This is a genomic window from Roseovarius mucosus, assembly GCF_002080415.1.
GTDB lineage: Bacteria > Pseudomonadota > Alphaproteobacteria > Rhodobacterales > Rhodobacteraceae > Roseovarius > Roseovarius mucosus_A.
This window is the reverse complement of the sequence record NZ_CP020474.1, coordinates 1,839,720-1,859,452: the sequence shown is the minus strand read 5'-3', so window position 1 is coordinate 1,859,452 and position 19,733 is coordinate 1,839,720. Positions and strand designations below refer to the sequence as shown.

The 19,733-nt window shown below is 60.7% G+C and carries 5 protein-coding genes; 1 reads left to right on the top strand and 4 read right to left on the bottom strand.

The genetic code is table 11. The features are described from left to right. Positions 1-262: 262 nt before the first annotated feature. Entirely contained in the window at positions 263-16,300 is a 16,038-nt protein-coding gene (locus tag ROSMUCSMR3_RS08950) for a beta strand repeat-containing protein (RefSeq protein WP_420541230.1), read from the top strand. A 167-nt stretch (positions 16,301-16,467) separates the two neighbouring features. Here ROSMUCSMR3_RS08950 and ROSMUCSMR3_RS08945 read toward each other — a convergent pair whose 3' ends face one another. Genes ROSMUCSMR3_RS08945 through ROSMUCSMR3_RS08930 form a run of 4 tightly spaced genes read right to left on the bottom strand, consistent with a single transcriptional unit; the run spans position 16,468 to position 19,724 of the window. Beyond that, complete coding sequence (locus ROSMUCSMR3_RS08945; protein ID WP_081507104.1) at positions 16,468-17,163, bottom strand: ABC transporter ATP-binding protein; 696 nt, start codon at positions 17,161-17,163, stop codon at positions 16,468-16,470. Then, on the bottom strand, positions 17,147-17,869 hold the full coding sequence (locus ROSMUCSMR3_RS08940; protein WP_081507103.1) for an ABC transporter ATP-binding protein: 723 nt from the start codon (positions 17,867-17,869) through the stop codon (positions 17,147-17,149). The genes ROSMUCSMR3_RS08945 and ROSMUCSMR3_RS08940 overlap by 17 nt, the downstream gene beginning before the upstream one ends. Then, complete coding sequence (locus tag ROSMUCSMR3_RS08935) at positions 17,869-18,801, bottom strand: branched-chain amino acid ABC transporter permease (protein ID WP_087148869.1); 933 nt, start codon at positions 18,799-18,801, stop codon at positions 17,869-17,871. Before ROSMUCSMR3_RS08935 ends, ROSMUCSMR3_RS08940 begins: the two co-directional genes overlap by 1 nt. After that, complete coding sequence (locus tag ROSMUCSMR3_RS08930) at positions 18,798-19,724, bottom strand: branched-chain amino acid ABC transporter permease (RefSeq protein WP_008281372.1); 927 nt, start codon at positions 19,722-19,724, stop codon at positions 18,798-18,800. The genes ROSMUCSMR3_RS08935 and ROSMUCSMR3_RS08930 overlap by 4 nt, the downstream gene beginning before the upstream one ends. Positions 19,725-19,733 lie beyond the last annotated feature (9 nt).

Below are 19,733 nucleotides of genomic sequence, written 5' to 3'. Positions count from 1 at the left end.
TACGTCCACTACGTCCGGGACCGTCAGCTTGTTCGATCCCAATTTGTCTGGATTGACGGGGGACGGTTTTGCTGTGCGCTTCAAAGGCGTTGTAGATTTCTTTGAAGGAGGTAACTGGACCTTTGGTCACGACGCTGATGATGGGTTTGTTCTGTTTATCGACGGTGTGATTGTTGCGCAGCGATTTTCGGGCACTGGTATCAATCCTGGTTGGTCGACATCTTCCGTCGTCAACCTCACCGCAGGCCTGCACAATGTCGAGGTGCTCTATTGGGAGAATACCGGCGGTCAGGACGTTTTCCTGACGGCCCGAGCACCATCGGGGGGGAGCGCTACCCAGATTGGTGCTTTCGGCGGTTTGACCGTCACTGAAGGCAGCTTCGCGGATGGTGTGCTGCTTTCGGATACATCGGCCGATGCGGATAGCAACCTTGCGGTTGCTTTTGATCATGGCGATGCGTTCTTGAACGCTGCCGATACCGATGTCGATCAGACGCTGACCGTGACTGGTATTGATCCCGATGTGACAGCGGGTGAGGTGAGAGTATCGAATGGCACTACTACCATTATTCTACCCTTTGACCTTGGCACGATTGAAAATGGCATCGCCACGGTAACCCTGCCGGCGAACTCGCTTGACTTTCTGGACGACGGCACGCTGACGGCGACGGTGGAGGTGCAGGATCTAAACGGCAACGTTGCAACTGCAAGCGATACCATTGCTCTTGACACGACTGCCGATGCTGCGCCGAACCTCTCTGTCGCATTTGAGGGCGCAGGGGTGGACGACTCGACCTTCAACGCAGGAGAGGCAATTCAGGTTGCATTCAGTGGCATTGATGCCGATGCGACAGGGACTTTGACGATCACATCCACTGGTGGCGGCTCGGTTGTTTTTGAGGGGCTAGACATCGAGTCATTTAGCCCGATTTCGCTTGATCCCCTGCAAATGGCTGCGCTGAGCGACGGCATGCTTTCGGTTACATTGGAGGTGACCGATACGGCGGGCAATATGGCGCAGGCCCAGTCAAATGGCTTTGATCTGAACGCCGCCCCACCGATGATTACGACCGTGACCCTCGCGGGGGGCTCTGGCGTTGAAGGCACCGTGATTGACGGTGATGTCGATGGCTTTGTCACGCTGACGATTGCGTTCAACGAAGCGATGGATACGGCTGTTGATCCGACGGTCACTCTGGATATGGCGTCTGCCAGCAGCTTTACAGAAGCCGAGCGCGCATGGTCGATGGATGGCTTGAGCCTGACGATCACCTATACGGTTGTGGATCAGAATGTCGATCTGGCCGCGATCACAGTGGGTGTGTCGGGGGCGCAGGACGTGGGCGGCAATGTGATGTTTGCTGTGTCCGAAGTGTCGACCGGCGCCGCGATTGACACCGAGAGCACAGCCTCTGAGACCGAGTCTGTCACGATTGCCGAAATCCCCGATCAGGATGCTGCGACCACTGGCACGCCCATCGTTCTGGCCAAGCTGTCGGGTGCTGATGGCACGACCTATGCCCTGACAGGGGAAGCGGCGGTTAACGCGCATGTCGAAATTGTCAGCGATGGCGAGGACGGTTTCATGGTCCAGATCATCGACACCGAGGCCGCGCGCGGGTTCTTTGACCTCGAAGAGAACGGCCCGAGCTTTGATATTTTCGTGACCGGTACGGATAACGCGGGCAATACCACGGCGTCGGTCCTGTCGATCACGCTGACCGATCTGAACGATGCGCCGGAACTGGTGCCGGGTGAGAATGATCTGACCGGAACGGTGATCGAGCGCGAAGACGGGGTGCTTGGCGAGAATGCCACGCCCTTTGGCACCACCGGCACCTTTGGTGTGCATGACGACGATGTGGCCAATAGCCACTCGGTCACGGTGTCGAATATTTCCAGCACCAATGGCACCTTCCTTGGGGTGTTCCAGGCGGGGTTCTCTGATCCGATTCAGGGCGATGGCAATGGCACGGTGCAATGGACCTTTAACATCGGCGCACCGATCACCAATCCGACGACCCTGGCGGCCCAGATGGCGATTGTCGATGCGCTGGCAGATGGCGAGAGCATCACGCAGGTCTATGATGTGACGACGACCGAAACTGTTGGCGGCCTGAGCTTTGTCCAGCGGATCGTGGTTACGATTGAAGGCAGCAATGATGCGCCGGTGATTTCCGGCACGGCCGTTTCGGCGGATCTGACTGAGGTTGTCGATGACGGCAGCAGTGACCAATCGCTGACGGCGACGGGCACGTTGACCGTGGTGGATACCGACACCAGCGACACGGTGACGGTCGCAGTGTCCTCGGTGGCGACATCGGGCAGCTTTGCGGGAACGAACCCGCTCGACAATGCCGCCCTGCTGGCGATGCTAGAGGTCGTGGCGGGCGACGGCACTGTCGGCCTCCTCGGCTCCGAGACTGCCGCGATGGCGGCGGATGCGACTGCGGGCTCGGATTTCACCTGGCAGTTCAGCGCGGGCAACCCGGAAAGCTCGCCGTTTGATTTCCTGCCTGCGGGCGAAACGCTGATTCTGGAGTACACGCTGACGGCGACGGACGATTCCGAGACCGCGAACGCGACCGATACGCAGGTTGTGACGATCACCATTACCGGCACGAATGACGTGCCGCAGATCGGAGCCAGCAGCACTGCCGCGACCACGGTGGTCGAAGCGGGCGGCGTCGAGAATGGTGGTGAAGGCACAGCAGAAGCCACAGGCAATCTGTCGGCGGATGGCAATTGGACCGATGCCGATGATGGCGAAGCTGCAGCCTTGGTTGTGAGCGAGATCGCCTTTGGCGAAACCAGCGTACTGGTTGCCGTTGAGGGTGAAACCGAGATCGCAGGCACCTATGGGGCGCTCTTTGTCAGTGCCGATGGCAGCTATCGTTACGTGCTGGATAACACGCTGGCCGCGACACAGGCGCTGAATGCCGATCAAGCTGTAACCGAGGTTTTTGACTATACCATCGCCAACAATGGCGGTGGCCTGGGCAATGAGGCAAGCGCGACGCTGACCGTCAACATCACGGGCGCGAATGACACGCCGGTGATCAGCTTTGGCGAAGGGCAGGACGTTGGCACGGTCGAGGAGGCAGGCGTCAACGCCGAGAACGAAGCCATCAATACGCCACCGACCACCGCAACCGGCACGCTGAGCGCGGATGATGTGGATGCCGAGGATGCACCGGTCGATCTGATCTGGAGCGCTGGGGCTGATACCATGGCTGGCCAAGCACAGACAGATTCCCTCACAGTTGAAGGGGTTTACGGCAGTTTTGCGGTAGATGCTTCGGGCAATTGGACCTTCACGCTGGATAACACCGCCGAAGCGGTTCAGTCGCTTCACGACTCGGAATCCGTCTCGGAGACTTTCACGGTTACCGTGACCGATGACCGGGGTGCAACGAGCACACAAGATGTGGTGATCACCATCAACGGCACCAATGATGCGCCGGTGATCGTTGCGAATGAGGGGGCCGATACCTCGGTCACAGAGCAAGACGGCAGCGCGGATCCAAAACTTGAGCCCGAGGGGCCACTCTCCTCGGGTGATCCGGACGCCTCTGGCAGCTTCTCGGTGTCGGATGTTGACACCGGAGGTACGGATCAGGTGATCTGGTCGATCACCGGGGTGAACGGCGAGGCAATCGAGCATTCCGTGGCCAATGGTTCCGCCGCCGAGGCCGTTGGCACCTATGGTTTCCTTGTTTTGAACAGCGATGGTGAGTGGTCCTATCAGTTGGACGATCGCGACGAAGACACGCAGGCGCTCGCCGCGGGTGTCGTAGTTACCGACACCTTCACTGTGCGCGTGGCCGATGGGCTGGGTGGATATTCTGAGGATACCGTCACAGTTACTGTGACCGGCAGCAATGATGCCCCTGTGATTGAACTCTTCGGGGGTGAATTGTCGGGTCCGTTGGGTCCGGATTCAACCTTGGGCAACGTTTTGGAATCCGATGCTGCAAACCTGACTGCCAGCGGCACGCTGACCGTATCGGATGTGGATGCGAATGATTCGGTTGCAATATCTGTGACTGCGGTATCGGCATCGGGCACATTGGGCGGCTTTGAAGAGGATGACTTGGCGCTTCAGGCCATGATGACCATCAGCGGCGGTACCCCGCTTGAGACGGGTGCTGGCAATGCAAGCGGTCAGATCACCTGGAGCTTTGATAGCGGCAGCGAAACGTTCGACTATCTTGCTGCGGGCGAGAGCATCACGCTCAACTTTACCGTGACTGCCGATGACGGCGACGCGACCGACACCGAAACCGTGACCGTCAGGGTCAACGGCACCAATGACCGGCCCGAGATTGTGATCGGGGATGGGGATTCAGCCACAGGTGAGTTGACGGAATCAACCGGTCTGATGGGGGAAACCCTGGTTACCGCAGGCACGTTGAGCATCGCCGATGCCGATCTTTCGGATGCGCACAGCGTTTCTGCGAGCCGCGTGTCTGTGACATGGACGGATGTGAATGGGGCCGACAATCTTGGCACTGCGTCGGATGTGACGCCGCTGCCCGAGGACCTAGAGGCGGCGCTGGATGCGGCCTTTGCTGCTGCCATCAACCTTGGTGATCCGCGGCAAGTCGACTGGAGCTTTAGCCTTGCCGATAGCCTTGCCGATTTCCTAGGGGCCGGTGAGACGCTGACGGTGGTTTATGATGTCACCGTGAATGATGGCCGGGCGTTTGACGGCACGGATGAGGACGGCAATGAAAATTCGGTCTCTGCCGTTCAAAAAGTCACGATCACGATCACCGGCACCAATGATGCGCCGGTTGTTGTGGCCGATGAGACGAATGAGTTTGCCGAAGGTGACGCGCTGGTCATCGACGAGAACAGCGTTTTGGATCAGGTTGCACTGACACCTGAAGCGACCGTTACCGTCAACCTGCTGGGCACTGGTGACGATAGCGATGATGAAATCTGGGTAACCACGGTCACCGAACTGGACGCCAACGACACCCGCGCGATCACCGGGACAACCAGCGTGTCCGCCTCGGGCAATATCCCCACAGGATTTGTTGCGTCGGATGCCCAAGCGGCATTTGACCTTAGCGACGCCTTGAACGGGGTTGTCACCTTTGACCGCAACGCCGCCGTGTTTGACGCGTTGGACACTGGTGAATTCATTGATGTGGCGCTGACCTATACGGTCACAACCACCTCGCCGGACGGCATCACCACGACCGATAACGAAGTGACAACGGTCATCCGTGTCACCGGTGCGAATGATGCGCCCTATATCGTGGAAGAGGATGATTTTGCGGCCTCTGTGACCGAGCTGCCGGATTTGGACGCAGGCGAGAATGCCGCGCGCCCGACTGTAAATGGCTCTATCACGTTCAATGACGTTGATCCGGGTGATCTTTCGGCGCTTCAGGTTACAGTTGAACCTGTGCAAGACGTTGGTGAGGGTGCCGCGCTTTTGGCGAATTATGTCGGCACATTCTCGGCGGGCTTTGTTGCGCCGACCGGCACATCGGTCGCTGAGGCTGGCGAGGTGTTCTATAGCTTCGACCTCGATGATCTTGTGCTCGACACTTTGACCGAAGGCGAGACCTTTACCCAATCCTACCAAGTGTCGATCTCGGATGGCACGGCCACCACGAGCCGCAATATCGTGCTGACCTTTACCGGCACGAATGACGCGCCAGTCATCACCGCGGCAACCGGCGACCTGGCCCTGACCGAAGATCAGGGTGATGTCGCCAGCGGGTCTGTGACTACGCAGACGCTGACCGGCACCATCAGCTTTGACGATGCCGACACCTCGATCCTGCCGGCCAGCGGGGGCGCGGGTGGTGCGGATACCCATACCGTTACGGCGGAAGTGACCTCTGTTGCATTGGATTCCGAGGTTGATGAAGCCTATGAAGGACCCACAGGTTCCCTGTCCTTCGATGCCACGGCGGCAAACGCCTCTGATGCGGTTGGCAACACGGTTGGTTGGTCGTTTGAAATCACCGATGGGCAGTTTGATTTCCTCGCTGCCGGAGAAGTTCTGAGCATCACCTATACGGTGACGGTTGAGGACAATAACGGCGGCACCGATACACAAGACATCACCTTTACCATCACTGGCACGAATGACCTGCCGGTTATCAATGTTGCTGAGTCTGACGTTGAGATCAGCGGCAATGAGGATGCGGTGGGAATTTCCGGCACGGTGCTGGCCACGGATGTGGACGGCGACGAGCTGAGCTTTGCGCTTGCGGATGGTGGTAGCCCGGAGAACGGGTCTGTCACCGTGAACACAGATGGCACCTACACCTATGTTCCGAATGCCGATTTCAACGGGACGGATGCCTTTACGGTCGCGGTTTCCGACGGCAATGGTGGCACCGATACGGTAGAGGTCAGCGTCACGGTCAACGCGGTCAACGATGCCCCGGTGAACACCGTGCCCGAGACCCTGAGCACGGACGAGGATACCGCTGTGGCGCTGACCGGGTTGTCAGTGTCGGATGTAGACGCCGGTGAGGGTACGATTACCGTGACCCTTGCGGTTGCCGAAGGCGCAGGCACGATTGCGGCGTTGGAGGCTGGTTCGGTTACGGTTGCGGGGTCGGGGACGAATTCGATCACGCTGACCGGGACGTTGGCGGACATCAACGCTTATCTGGCCACTGAAACCACTCCGGTCTTTACGCCCGCGCAGGATGCGAATGGCGATGTGACCTTGACCATGACCACGGATGATGGCGGCAGCACCGGCGAGGGTGGCGCACTGACCGACATCGACACGGTGACGATCACGGTGAACCCGGTTAACGATGCGCCGGTTGTGGAGGGGCCCGTATCGGCAGAGCAGACCGAGGATGCAGAGGGCTTTACCGTCGATCTCCTGAGCGGTGCGTCGGATGTCGACACGGGCGACGTGCTCACTGTGTCCGGCCTGACGCTTGACAGCGGTGACGACAGCGGCGTGACGGTGTCTATGGATGGCAACAGCCTGACGGTTGATCCCGATGCCTACACCGCACTGGCGGTGGGTGCGAGCGAAGTGATCACCTATAGCTACACGGTGACGGATGGAAATGGCGGCGAGGTCTCTCAGACCGCGACGATCACCATCACCGGGGCAAATGACGGCCCGGTTCTGGAGGACGTGACGACAGCACCGGCGATTGTTGATACGGCTGGCGATGACACGCTGTCTTTGGTTTCGGATACGCTGGTTGGGTCGGATGTCGATAATGGGGCGGTTCTGACCTATGCGATCAGCGGCCAAGAACCCGTAATGGGCGAGACTTCCCTAGAGGGTAAGTATGGGACGCTGACGGTCTTGTCTGATGGCAGCTATACTTATACGCCTGATGCGGCAAAGTTGCAGGGACTGGCCGCGGATGCCGAACCGAATGAGACCTTCACGATTGTTGTGACGGATGAGCACGGTGCGTTCGATACCGCGACGTTGACGGTGGATATCACCCCGGCCAATGACACGCCGGAACTGGCCGCAGTCGAAGCCATCAACATCACCGACACAGCTGCTGCGGATGATTTTGCAGCACAAGGGGGGACTCTGTCTGCCACAGACCGCGACAGCGGGCATGTGGACGCGATGGTGTATTCGATTGCAGGGCAGGAAGTTGCAGAAGGTGCCACATCGCAAACCTTCTACTTTGATCGTGTCGGCAACGCGGTCGTGACCGAAGCCCCGCTGAATGGTGTGGAATTGGGCACGCTGACGGTGCAATCGAGTGGCGCTTACAGCTTTGAGCCGAATGATGCGGGTATCAACAGTCTGCGTGCTGATCAGAACCCCGTCATCACGACCACGCTGCGCGCGACAGACCCGCAAGGGGCCACGTCCGAGACCGGGCTGGTGATCAACATTGACGGTGTGAACGATAACCCGACCATTACCGGAACCGATCCTGAGGTTGACCAAGGTGTGGTGAATGTGGCCGCCAAGGAGCAGGCCGAGGCGGACGAGGGCGATCTGGTTGTCGTGTCTGGCACCATTTCGTTTGCCGATGTCGACAGCAATGGCATCCCCAGCTTTGGCTTTGCGGCACTTGCGCCCGGCTTTGTGGGAACGATCCAGTTTTCACCCTCGGGCGAAACCGTGGATGAGGGGACATTCACATGGACCTTCAGCATTCCCGATGCCACGCTCAATGCGCTGGCCGAAGGTGAAGCGCTCGGCACCAGCCCGCAGGTCTATGATATCACCGTCAACGATGGTGATGGGGGATCGGTTGTTCAGCGGGTTTCGATTGCGATTGTCGGAACCAATGATGCACCGGTGATTGCCGGGGCTTTGGGGGGCGGTCTGGCGATTTCAGGTGCCGCAACTGAGGCCGCGGATGGGGCGATGGATGCTGCCATCACAACCTCTGGCACGCTGTCGGTTTCCGATGAAGATACGCGGGATGAGGTGACCGTTTCGGTGACCGGGGCGGTGGTATCTGGTGGGACCTTTGCGGGCACCGTGCCTTTGGACAGCGCGGCACTTGCCGCGATGATGCAACTGGCGGTGGGTACTGCGGCGGAGACCGGCTTTGGTGACACCGTGGTTTTGGGTGCGGATGGCACCGGCTCTGACTTTACGTGGGCCTTTACATCGGGCGCCTCTGGCGATGCGGCGTTCGATTTCCTCGCTGCGGGTGAGACGCTGGTGGTCACCTATACACTGACCGCAGACGACCTGTCCGAGACTGACAGTGCAACCGACACTCAGACCGTGACGATCACGATCACCGGCACCAATGACAGCCCTGTCGCCTCGGCGGCGGATGGGGTCACGGTTGTAGAGGATCTTGATGCAGCCACGGTCATTGCGACCGCGTCGGGAACAGATGTCGATCTGAGCGATGTGCTGAGCTACAGCATTTCCGCAGGGAACGATGCTGGTCTCTTTGAGATTGATGCCACCACAGGCGACATCTCACTTGTGGCGGGTCAATCGCTGGATGCGGAAACGGAGGTTGAACACGTTCTGACCGTGACGGTCAGCGACGGCAACGGTGGCACCGATACGCAAGAGATCACCGTCAACGTCACGGATGTGGACGATAACCTGACCACGGCTCCGGTGGATGCAGACGGTGTGGCGGGTGGGAGCGTTGATGAGAATGCCACATTGGGGACGGTCGGAATTACCGCCGCCTCAACCGATGCGGATATTACATCTGGCGCAATAACCTATGCCATCGTCGGGGGCACTGGTGCCACAGACTTTGTCATTGATGCCGAAACGGGCGTTGTGTCCGTCGCCTCGGGCGCAAACATCGACCGGGAGACAGGCAGCTCTCTGACCATCGACGTTCAGGCAACACCGGCCAATGGTGCGGCAAGTGTCACCTCGACGTTCACAATCACGATCAATGATGTGAATGAGTTCGACGTGAGCACGCCAGTGGATAGCAATGCCGATGTGAATGAGGTTTCTGAAAACGCAGGCCCCGGCACTCTGGTCGGTATCGTGGCGTCCGCCTCTGATGCAGATGCAACCACCAATGGTGTTACCTATAGCTTGACCGATAGCGCCGGTGGGATTTTCGAGATTGATGCAGCGACAGGCGAAGTGCGTCTTTCGACAGCAGCCATGGCCCCGCGCCCGGATTTCGAAACCGCAGAAAGCCATACGATCACTGTGCAGGCGATGAGCGCGGACGGATCCATCTCGACCGAAGACTTCACGATCACGATTTTGGATGCGAATGACACGGCACCTGTGTTTGCAATCAACGCCGCACAAAGCGTGGCGGAGAACGAAACCTCTGTCGTTCGGTTGTCTGCCACCGATGTAGACACCGATCAATCTGGTATCAGCTTTACCATCGTTGGTGGGGATGATCAGGCGGCGTTCCGCGTTGTTGAGGACGAGGGGGTTTATACGCTCGAATTTATCAGCGCACCTGATTTCGAGATGCCGACCGATATGGGTGGCAACAACATCTATAATGTTGTGGTTGAGGCCTTTGATGGCACCAACATGACGGAACAGGCGTTTGCAATCACAGTGACGGATGTGAACGAGGCCCCCACAGCGGTCAGCCTTGACAACACGACGTCGACCTTGGCTGAAAATTCGGTCATCGGGTCCGGCATCAAAGTGGCGGATATCACCATCACGGACGATGCGCTTGGGGTAAACGGTGTTACGTTGACTGGGGCGGATGCCGCCTTCTTCGCGGTGGTGAGCACGGATACCGGGCTTGAGCTGCATTACGTTGGGGAGGCTCCGAATTTTGAGGCTCCAGCCGATGCAGGGGCGGACAATAGCTTTAACGTCACTGTCGTGGTCGATGATGTGACGGTTGGCGATACGCCAGACGCAACGACAGACTTCACCCTGACGGTGACGGATGTGAACGAGGCACCTGTTGCCAATCAGGTTCCGGCAGAAACCTTCCCGGTTGTGATCGAGGACGAAGTCTTTAACGGCCTTGTCGTTTCAGAGTTTGGCGAAGCCTTTGGTGAGATTCCGCTGTCGGTCTTTGCGTCCGATGTGGATGGCAACATTGATCCGTCCTCTTTGTCCATCGACGGCGTGACCGTCGAGGGCAATCTGGTCACGCAGGCCGAGGCAGGTATCTCCTATAGCGGCGAGACCGGGGCATTCAGTGTTAACGCGGCGACGGAGGTCTATCAGTCACTGGATGTCGATGAAGAAATCTCGGTTGTGGTGAGCTTTACCGTCACTGACAGCGAGGGGCTGAGCGACAATACGGGCACGATCACCTTCACAGTGCGCGGCACCAATGATGTGCCGGTTATTGTGGTGGCCGAGTCGGACATCACCGGCACCGGGGCAGAAGATGAGGGTGCAATCACCGGCACGATTGTGGCGGATGATGTGGATGACGGGGCGATCCTCGGGTTCTCCATCGAGGATGGCGATAGCGCCGCAAACGGGAGCGTTACCGTAGACCCGAACACCGGCACCTGGAGCTATACGCCCGATGCGAACTTCAACGGCGTGGACAGCTTTACTGTGACGGTCTCGGACGGTCTGGGTGGGTCGGTCACGCAGGTTGTCGATGTTACAGTTACAGCTGTGAACGATGCGACCGAGATTGATGTGTCGAGCCAGGTTGCGGCGACCCATGTCGAAGCGGTCGATGCAGCCGCGCCTGTTGCGACACTGGTCGCGGCTCAGGCCAGTCTGACCGATGTGGATGGTCTGGATTATGACACCGGCACCTTCACGGCCTCTGTGGTGGACGGCGATGCGACCGACCTTCTTGATCTTGACACCTCTGGCAGCGTCAGCGTTGTGGATGGTGCGGTTTCGGTCGGTGGCACGCAGGTCGGCACGGTAACGGGCCAAGGCACTGCCACGCTTTCGGTCAGCTTCCTTGCCGCGGCCTTTGCGGCGGATGTGCAGGCGGTGATCAACGCGCTAAGCTATGCCACCACCGACGCCACGCCCGTTGCACCGCGCGAGATCACGCTCGATCTGACGGATGGTGATGGGGCTGCCGCCGAGCAGCAGACCATTTCGGTCTCTATCACGGCAACGAACGACAGCCCGATTGCCGTCAATGATGCCTTTGGTGTGACCGAGGGATCGTTCGCGTCTGCCTTCAACGTGTTGAGCATCGGCACGGCAGACAGCGATCCCGAAAATGACACGCTCAGCGTAACTGCGCTGGCGGATCTGGCGGATGGGGCGCAGCCTGTTGGTGGATCGGCAACCGTCGGCGCGTCTGCCGGTGTCATCACAACCGATTGGGGCGCTGAGGTGACGCTGCAGTCCAATGGGCAGCTGTTCTATAACCTCACCTCTTCCACCGCTCGGTTCAATGAACTGGCGGCGGGCGAGACTGCGGTCGACAGCTTTACCTACACGGTCAGTGATGGGAATGGTGGCACGGATACGGCCACGGTTTCGGTCACTATCACGGGTGTCAACGACGCGATCTTGGCTGCGCCTGACACAATCACCGCGACAGAAGATACGGCCGCCTCTGTGACGGGCAATCTTCTCGCGAATGATACGGATGTCGATATCAACGACATCCCGACCATTGTGGACGCCAGCAGCTCTGTCACAGCGACTGCGGTTGCAACGGCTGACGGGTTCCGGATCACGACGATTGACGGGGTCGTGGTGAACCTCAGCGCCAATGGCGATTACACGCTCACCGCGCCGGATAGTCTGGCTGCGGGTGTGACCTCGACAGCGACGTTCCAATATACCGTCCAAGACAGCGGTTCGGCACAATCGACAACAACCGTAACTGTGCAGGTGACCGGCGATAATGACGCGCCGACAGCCGTACAAGTCACGCTTCTTGCATCCAATGAAGACACGGTTCGGATCATCACCGAAGCGCAGCTTTTGTCAGGTGCCAGCGATGTGGATACGGGTGCCGTGCTCGAGATCACGGCTCTGGCTCTGACCAGCGGCAATGGATCTCTGGTCGACAACGAGGATGGCACTTGGACGTATACGCCTGACCTGAATGACAATGGGGATGTGACATTCTCCTACACAGTGTCGGACGGGCTGTTGACGGCCACAGCAAGCGCCACGCTGGATCTGTTGCCGGTGAACGATGCGCCGGTGGCGCAGGCGGATGCGGCGATCAGCACGGGTGAGGATCAGGCGATCTCTGGGACGGTGACGGCCACGGATGTGGACGGCGACAGCCTGAGCTTTGCGCTGGCCTCGGGCGGTGCCCCGGCGAACGGATCGGTGACGGTCTCGGCCAATGGCGGCTACACCTACACGCCGGATGCCGATTTCAACGGGACGGATGCCTTCACAGTCTCGGTCACGGATGGCAACGGCGGCACGGATACGGTCGTGGTCAATGTGACGGTGAACGCGGTGAACGATGCGCCGGTGGCGCAGGCGGATGCGGCGATCAGCACGGGTGAGGATCAGGCGATCTCTGGGACGGTGACGGCCACGGATGTGGACGGCGACAGCCTGAGCTTTGCGCTGGCCTCGGGCGGTGCCCCGGCGAACGGATCGGTGACGGTCTCGGCCAATGGCGGCTACACCTATACGCCGGATGCCGATTTCAACGGGACGGATGCCTTCACGGTCTCGGTCACGGATGGCAACGGCGGCACGGATACGGTCGTGGTCAATGTGACGGTGAACGCGGTGAACGATGCGCCGGTGGCGCAGGCGGATGCGGCGATCAGCACGGGTGAGGATCAGGCGATCTCTGGGACGGTGACGGCCACGGATGTGGACGGCGACAGCCTGAGCTTTGCGCTGGCCTCGGGCGGTGCCCCGGCGAACGGATCGGTGACGGTCTCGGCCAATGGTGGCTACACCTACACGCCGGATGCCGATTTCAACGGGACGGATGCCTTCACGGTCTCGGTCACGGATGGCAACGGCGGCACGGATACGGTCGTGGTCAATGTGACGGTGAACGCGGTCAACGATGCGCCGGTGGCGCAGGCGGATGCGGCGATCAGCACGGGTGAGGATCAGGCGATCTCTGGGACGGTGACGGCCACGGATGTGGACGGCGACAGCCTGAGCTTTGCGCTGGCCTCGGGCGGTGCCCCGGCGAACGGATCGGTGACGGTCTCGGCCAATGGCGGCTACACCTATACGCCGGATGCCGATTTCAACGGGACGGATGCCTTCACGGTCTCGGTCACGGATGGCAACGGCGGCACGGATACGGTCGTGGTCAATGTGACGGTGAACGCGGTGAACGATGCGCCGGTGGCGCAGGCGGATGCGGCGATCAGCACGGGTGAGGATCAGGCGATCTCTGGGACGGTGACGGCCACGGATGTGGACGGCGACAGCCTGAGCTTTGCGCTGGCCTCGGGCGGTGCCCCGGCGAACGGATCGGTGACGGTCTCGGCCAATGGCGGCTACACCTACACGCCGGATGCCGATTTCAACGGGACGGATGCCTTTACGGTCTCGGTCACGGATGGCAACGGCGGCACGGATACGGTCGTGGTCAATGTGACGGTGAACGCGGTGAACGATGCGCCGGTGGCGCAGGCGGATGCGGCGATCAGCACGGGTGAGGATCAGGCGATCTCTGGGACGGTGACGGCCACGGATGTGGACGGCGACAGCCTGAGCTTTGCGCTGGCCTCGGGCGGTGCCCCGGCGAACGGATCGGTGACGGTCTCGGCCAATGGCGGCTACACCTATACGCCGGATGCCGATTTCAACGGGACGGATGCCTTCACGGTCTCGGTCACGGATGGCAACGGCGGCACGGATACGGTCGTGGTCAATGTGACGGTGAACGCGGTGAACGATGCGCCGGTGGCGCAGGCGGATGCGGCGATCAGCACGGGTGAGGATCAGGCGATCTCTGGGACGGTGACGGCCACGGATGTGGACGGCGACAGCCTGAGCTTTGCGCTGGCCTCGGGCGGTGCCCCGGCGAACGGATCGGTGACGGTCTCGGCCAATGGCGGCTACACCTACACGCCGGATGCCGATTTCAACGGGACGGATGCCTTTACGGTCTCGGTCACGGATGGCAACGGCGGCACGGATACGGTCGTGGTCAATGTGACGGTGAACGCGGTGAACGATGCGCCGGTGGCGCAGGCGGATGCGGCGATCAGCACGGGTGAGGATCAGGCGATCTCTGGGACGGTGACGGCCACGGATGTGGACGGCGACAGCCTGAGCTTTGCGCTGGCCTCGGGCGGTGCCCCGGCGAACGGATCGGTGACGGTCTCGGCCAATGGCGGCTACACCTATACGCCGGATGCCGATTTCAACGGGACGGATGCCTTCACGGTCTCGGTCACGGATGGCAACGGCGGCACGGATACGGTCGTGGTCAATGTGACGGTGAACGCGGTCAACGATGCGCCGGTGGCGCAGGCGGATGCGGCGATCAGCACGGGTGAGGATCAGGCGATCTCTGGGACGGTGACGGCCACGGATGTGGACGGCGACAGCCTGAGCTTTGCGCTGGCCTCGGGCGGTGCCCCGGCGAACGGATCGGTGACGGTCTCGGCCAATGGTGGCTACACCTACACGCCGGATGCCGATTTCAACGGGACGGATGCCTTCACGGTCTCGGTCACGGATGGCAACGGCGGCACGGATACGGTCGTGGTTTCCGTGACGGTGAACGCGGTCAACGATGCGCCGGTGGTAACGCTCGCAAATGTAACCACAGACGTAGACGAAGATGCTGACACCACGTCTCGGATCAAGGTTGCGGACATCGTCGTGTCGGATGATGAGCAGGGCATCAACACTCTGGCCTTGGCCGGTGCTGACGCGGCTCTGTTCGAGATCGTTGGAACGGCCTTGTTCCTGCGCGCTGGTGCGTCGCTTGACTTTGAAACCAAGGCGCAGCTCGATGTTTCCGTCACTGTGAATGATGCGAGTGTTGGTGGGACCCCTGATGGCACAGCGTCACTGAGCCTGACAGTCAATGACGTCGAAGAGGGGCCTGTATCCACCAATGAGAATGACACGCTGATCGGTAGCGATGGCGATGATCTGATCGGTGGCCTTGACGGAGACGATAGTATTTCCGGTGGGCTGGGCAGCGACTCGTTGTTTGGCGAAGCTGGCAATGACACCCTGTCCGGTGGTGACGGCAATGACACTGTTGCAGGGGGGGATGGCGATGACGTTGTGAACGGCGACGCTGGCAATGACTCTCTGGGGGGCGGTCTGGGCAATGACACGCTGAACGGTGGCGATGGCAACGACACCATGGGTGGTGGCTTTGGCGACGACTTACTGTCGGGCGGCACTGGCGCTGACGTGGTTGCTGGTGGTGCTGGCAACGACACACTGGACGGCGGCGACGGCAATGACTCGATCTCTGGTAGCTTTGGCAACGATGTGATTAATGGCGGGGTCGGAAACGATCAGATTGGCGGCGGTGCCGGGCGTGATACGATCGACGGCGGCGCTGGTAATGATCAGATCGGTGGCGGTGAAGGCGATGACGACATCAGCGGTGGGGCAGGCAATGACTTCCTCGCTGGGGGTGGGCGCAACGACGTGATTGATGGCGGCACCGGCAATGATACGATCAACGGCGGCGCTGGAAATGACATCATGACCGGTGGCGCAGATGCGGATATCTTTGTCTTCAGCGCCTTCGTTGACGGTGAGCTTGATGTTATTACCGATTTCGAGGATGGCACGGACCGCTTGTTGATCCGGATCGTCAATCCCGATACCGGCGAGGTGAACATCAGCAACGGGGGCAATGGTTTGCAGGGCTTTGTGGATGCGTTGGGTATTACCCAGGCAGATGAAGGCGCGCAGATCAATGTGAACGGTCAGATCATTCTGTTGGAGGGTGTTGATGCCTATGTGCTGGGGGTCGACGACTTCCAGTTCCTCTAAAAAAGATAAAAGGATGCGTGATCGTCGTTAAGATCGCGCATCCTTTTGAATCCAGAGACTTTTTGAAGCCAGAGGCAATGGCCGACAGGCTATCCGAGCGACAGATGCGCGGTGTCCCTGCGCCTCTGCGACAAGCGCACAGCCAAGTGCCTTTTGTACAACCTGCGCTAAACCCCGACGTAACGATCCACGAGGCTGCGGTCGGCGCGCAGCGCTTGGGCGGTCATCACCGCCCCGCCCGTGCCATTCTCGAGAAACGCCACCCGATCGGCCACATCGAGCACCGCATCGACCCGTTGTTCGACCAGCAGAACCGCAACGCCAGATGCCCGCAACCCCACAATCACCTCGCGAATGGCCGCGATCATCGAGGGCTGCAACCCTTCGGTTGGCTCGTCGAGCAATAGAACTTGGGGGCGCAGGCAGAGCGCGCGCGCCATGGCGAGCATCTGTTGTTCGCCGCCCGAGAGGGTTTGCGCCTTCTGCCCCAACCGTTCGCGCAGGCGGGGAAAAAGCGCCAGCACCTCTGCGCGCACCTCTGGCCCGCTTTGCCGCGCCATGAGGCCAATTTCAAGGTTCTGCGCCACGGTCAGATCTGTAAAGAGCCGCCGCCCCTGGGGCACATAGCCCACACCGGCGAGGGGCACCTGATGCGCGGGTAGCGTGCTCAACTGTTGCTGTCCCAGCCAGATTGACCCGGAGATAAGCGGCAAGAGCCCCATGATCGCGCGCATTGTCGTGCTTTTGCCCGCGCCGTTGCGCCCCAAAAGGCACAGGATTTCACCCGCCTGCACCTCTAGGCTCAGATCACGCAGCACCTGCGCGCGGCCATAGCCCGCGCAGACCCTATCCAGCCGCAGCATCGGACACGCCCCCCAGATAGGCGGCCTGCACCGCGCGGTTGGCATGGATTTCCGCAGGTGTCCCCTCGGCCAGAACCCGGCCACCATCCAGCACGGTGATCCGGTCCGCCAGATCCATCACCACCCGCATGTTATGCTCGATCAGCAGGATGGTCGCCTCTTGCGCCACCTCGCGGATCAGGCGCAGAAAGCTGTCGATCTCGCCCTCGGCAAGGCCTTGTGTCGGCTCGTCTAGGATCAAGAGGCGCGGGGATTGGGCAAGGCCCATCGCAATCTCCAAGAGGCGCTGATGCCCATAGGCCAGATCGCCCGCCTCTTGGCTGGCACGCTCTGCCAGCCCGACCCGCGCCAGTGCCTGATCGACAGCGGTCTCTACCGCCGCGCCATGCAGATGCCGACGCGCGGCAAGGGCTACGTTTTCCCGCACACTGAGCCGGCCAAAAACCGAGGTGATCTGAAACGTATAGGCCATGCCCAACTGCATCCGCCGATGCGCGGGCAGGGCAGTGATGTCTTGCCCATCGAAGCTTACCCGCCCCGCAGTCGGGGGGATACGCCCGGAAATCATGCCCACCAGCGTTGTCTTGCCCGCGCCATTGGGGCCGATCAGGGCGCGAATCTCGCCCTTGGGCAGGTCGAAATCCACGTCCTCGACCGCGCGCAACCCGGCAAAATTCTTGGATAGCCCCCGCGTGGATAGCAGCATCACGGCATCCCCCGCCAGAACCGTCGCCGCACGTCGCCCATCAACCCTTGCGGCGCAAAGAGTGTCAGCGCCACCAGCGCCACACCGGCAATGAGCATATAGGCCGTGGTCACGCCCGAGCTAAGGTCAATCAGGTAGAACATGAAGAGCGTGCCGATGAATGGCCCCAGCACCGTGCCCGCCCCGCCCAAAAGCACCCACAAGAGCGGAAAGATCGAATATTGCACCGAGGCGAATGTCGCCCCCACATAGCCAAACAAGAGGCCATACGCCGCCCCCGCCGCCGCTGCCATCGTCCCCGAAATCACCATGACCGCGAATTTATGCGCGAAGACGTCATAGCCCAGCATGCGTACCCGTTCTTCATTCTCGCGGATCGCCACCAGCACTCGGCCAAAGGGCGACCGCACCAGCCAAAGGCAAAGCATCAGGCAAAGCCCGAACAGGAGCAGCGCCGCGAGATAGCGATTGCCCTCATCGCTCAGGTCAATACCCCAGAGCATCCGCTGTGTCTGTTGGATCACGAACCCCTCATCGCCCCGCGTCAGCGCCCCGAAATAGAGCACGGTGAGGTAGCCCGCCTGTGCGAACATCAGCGTCACGATCATAAAGGCCACCCCGGCCGTGCGCAGCGCCAGCGCTGCCAGCACGCCCGCCACCACCGCCCCGGCAAACACCCCAAGGATCAGCGCGGGTGCCGGTGTCAGCCCCAGATGCTGCACGCCGAGGCCCATCCCATACATCCCCGCCGCGAAAAACAGCGCATGGCCCAAGCTGAGCAGCCCCGTGTAACCGAACATGAGGTTATAGCCCATCGCGTAACTCGCCAGCACCATCACCCGCGCCAGATTGCCGTGGTGATAGGCAGGCAGCACGAAATGCAGCGCCAAGAGTAGAGCCAGCAGCCCAACATGAAGGGCATAGACCCTCACGTGCTGCGCCCCCCGAATAGACCCTGTGGGCGGAATACCAGAACCAGACCTACAAGCAGCGTCGCCAATATCTTGGCCAGCGTGGGCGAGAAAAAGACCGAGATGATCCCGTCGCTGAGGCCGATCAGCACCGCCGCCAGCACTGTGCCGGGCAGGCTTCCTAGCCCGCCGATGATCACCACGATAAACGACAGCAAGAGCGGGTCCGCGCCCATCAGGTAATGCGCCTGTTGTATCGGCACGATCAGCACGCCCGCCAGCGCCGCCAGCGCGGCCCCTAGACCAAAGACCAGTGCATAAACCCGCTCGACCGGGATGCCGAAGGCCAGCGCCATGTCGCGATCCGCCTGCGTGGCACGCATGACCAGCCCGATGCGGGTGCGGGTCATCAAGGCCCAGACGGCGCAGAGCAGCACCACCGCTGCACCGATCACCGCCAGTTTGTAAGTGGTCGTGCCCAGCCCCCAAGGCCAGATCATCGCCCAGCCCTCGGCCCCATGTTCAAACCATGGGAGTGCAATCCGCGTGTTGAACGGTGCCTCGACGGGGCGCGCATCTGGGCCATAGCCCATCAGCGTGACCTGCTGAATGATATAGAGCAGGCCGATTGTGGCGACGATGGTGCGCTCTGGATCATACTCCAGCCGCTTGAGGATCGTCATATCGGCGGCCACCGCCAGCGCCCCCACGATCAGTGGCGCTGCCACCAGCGCCAGTGCAAAGCCGATGGCGGGATGCCCCACCACGCTCTGCGCAATCCACCACGCCAGCACCGCGCCCAGCATGAAAAACTCGCCATGCGCGATATTGACCACCCGCATCACGCCAAACACAAGGCTGAGCCCAACAGCCGTCAGTGCCAGTACTGCCGCAGTCACCGCGCCCTCGAGCGTGGCCAGAACGAGATAGGGGCCTAACTCCATCCTAGGGCC

Bases quoted from the DNA above. Each gene is read 5' to 3' on its own strand.
- ROSMUCSMR3_RS08945 (WP_081507104.1), bottom strand. From the start codon at position 17,163: ATGCTGCGGCTGGATAGGGTCTGCGCGGGCTATGGCCGCGCGCAGGTG.
- ROSMUCSMR3_RS08940 (WP_081507103.1), bottom strand. From the start codon at position 17,869: ATGCTGCTATCCACGCGGGGGCTATCCAAGAATTTTGCCGGGTTGCGC.
- ROSMUCSMR3_RS08930 (WP_008281372.1), bottom strand. From the start codon at position 19,724: ATGGAGTTAGGCCCCTATCTCGTTCTGGCCACGCTCGAGGGCGCGGTG.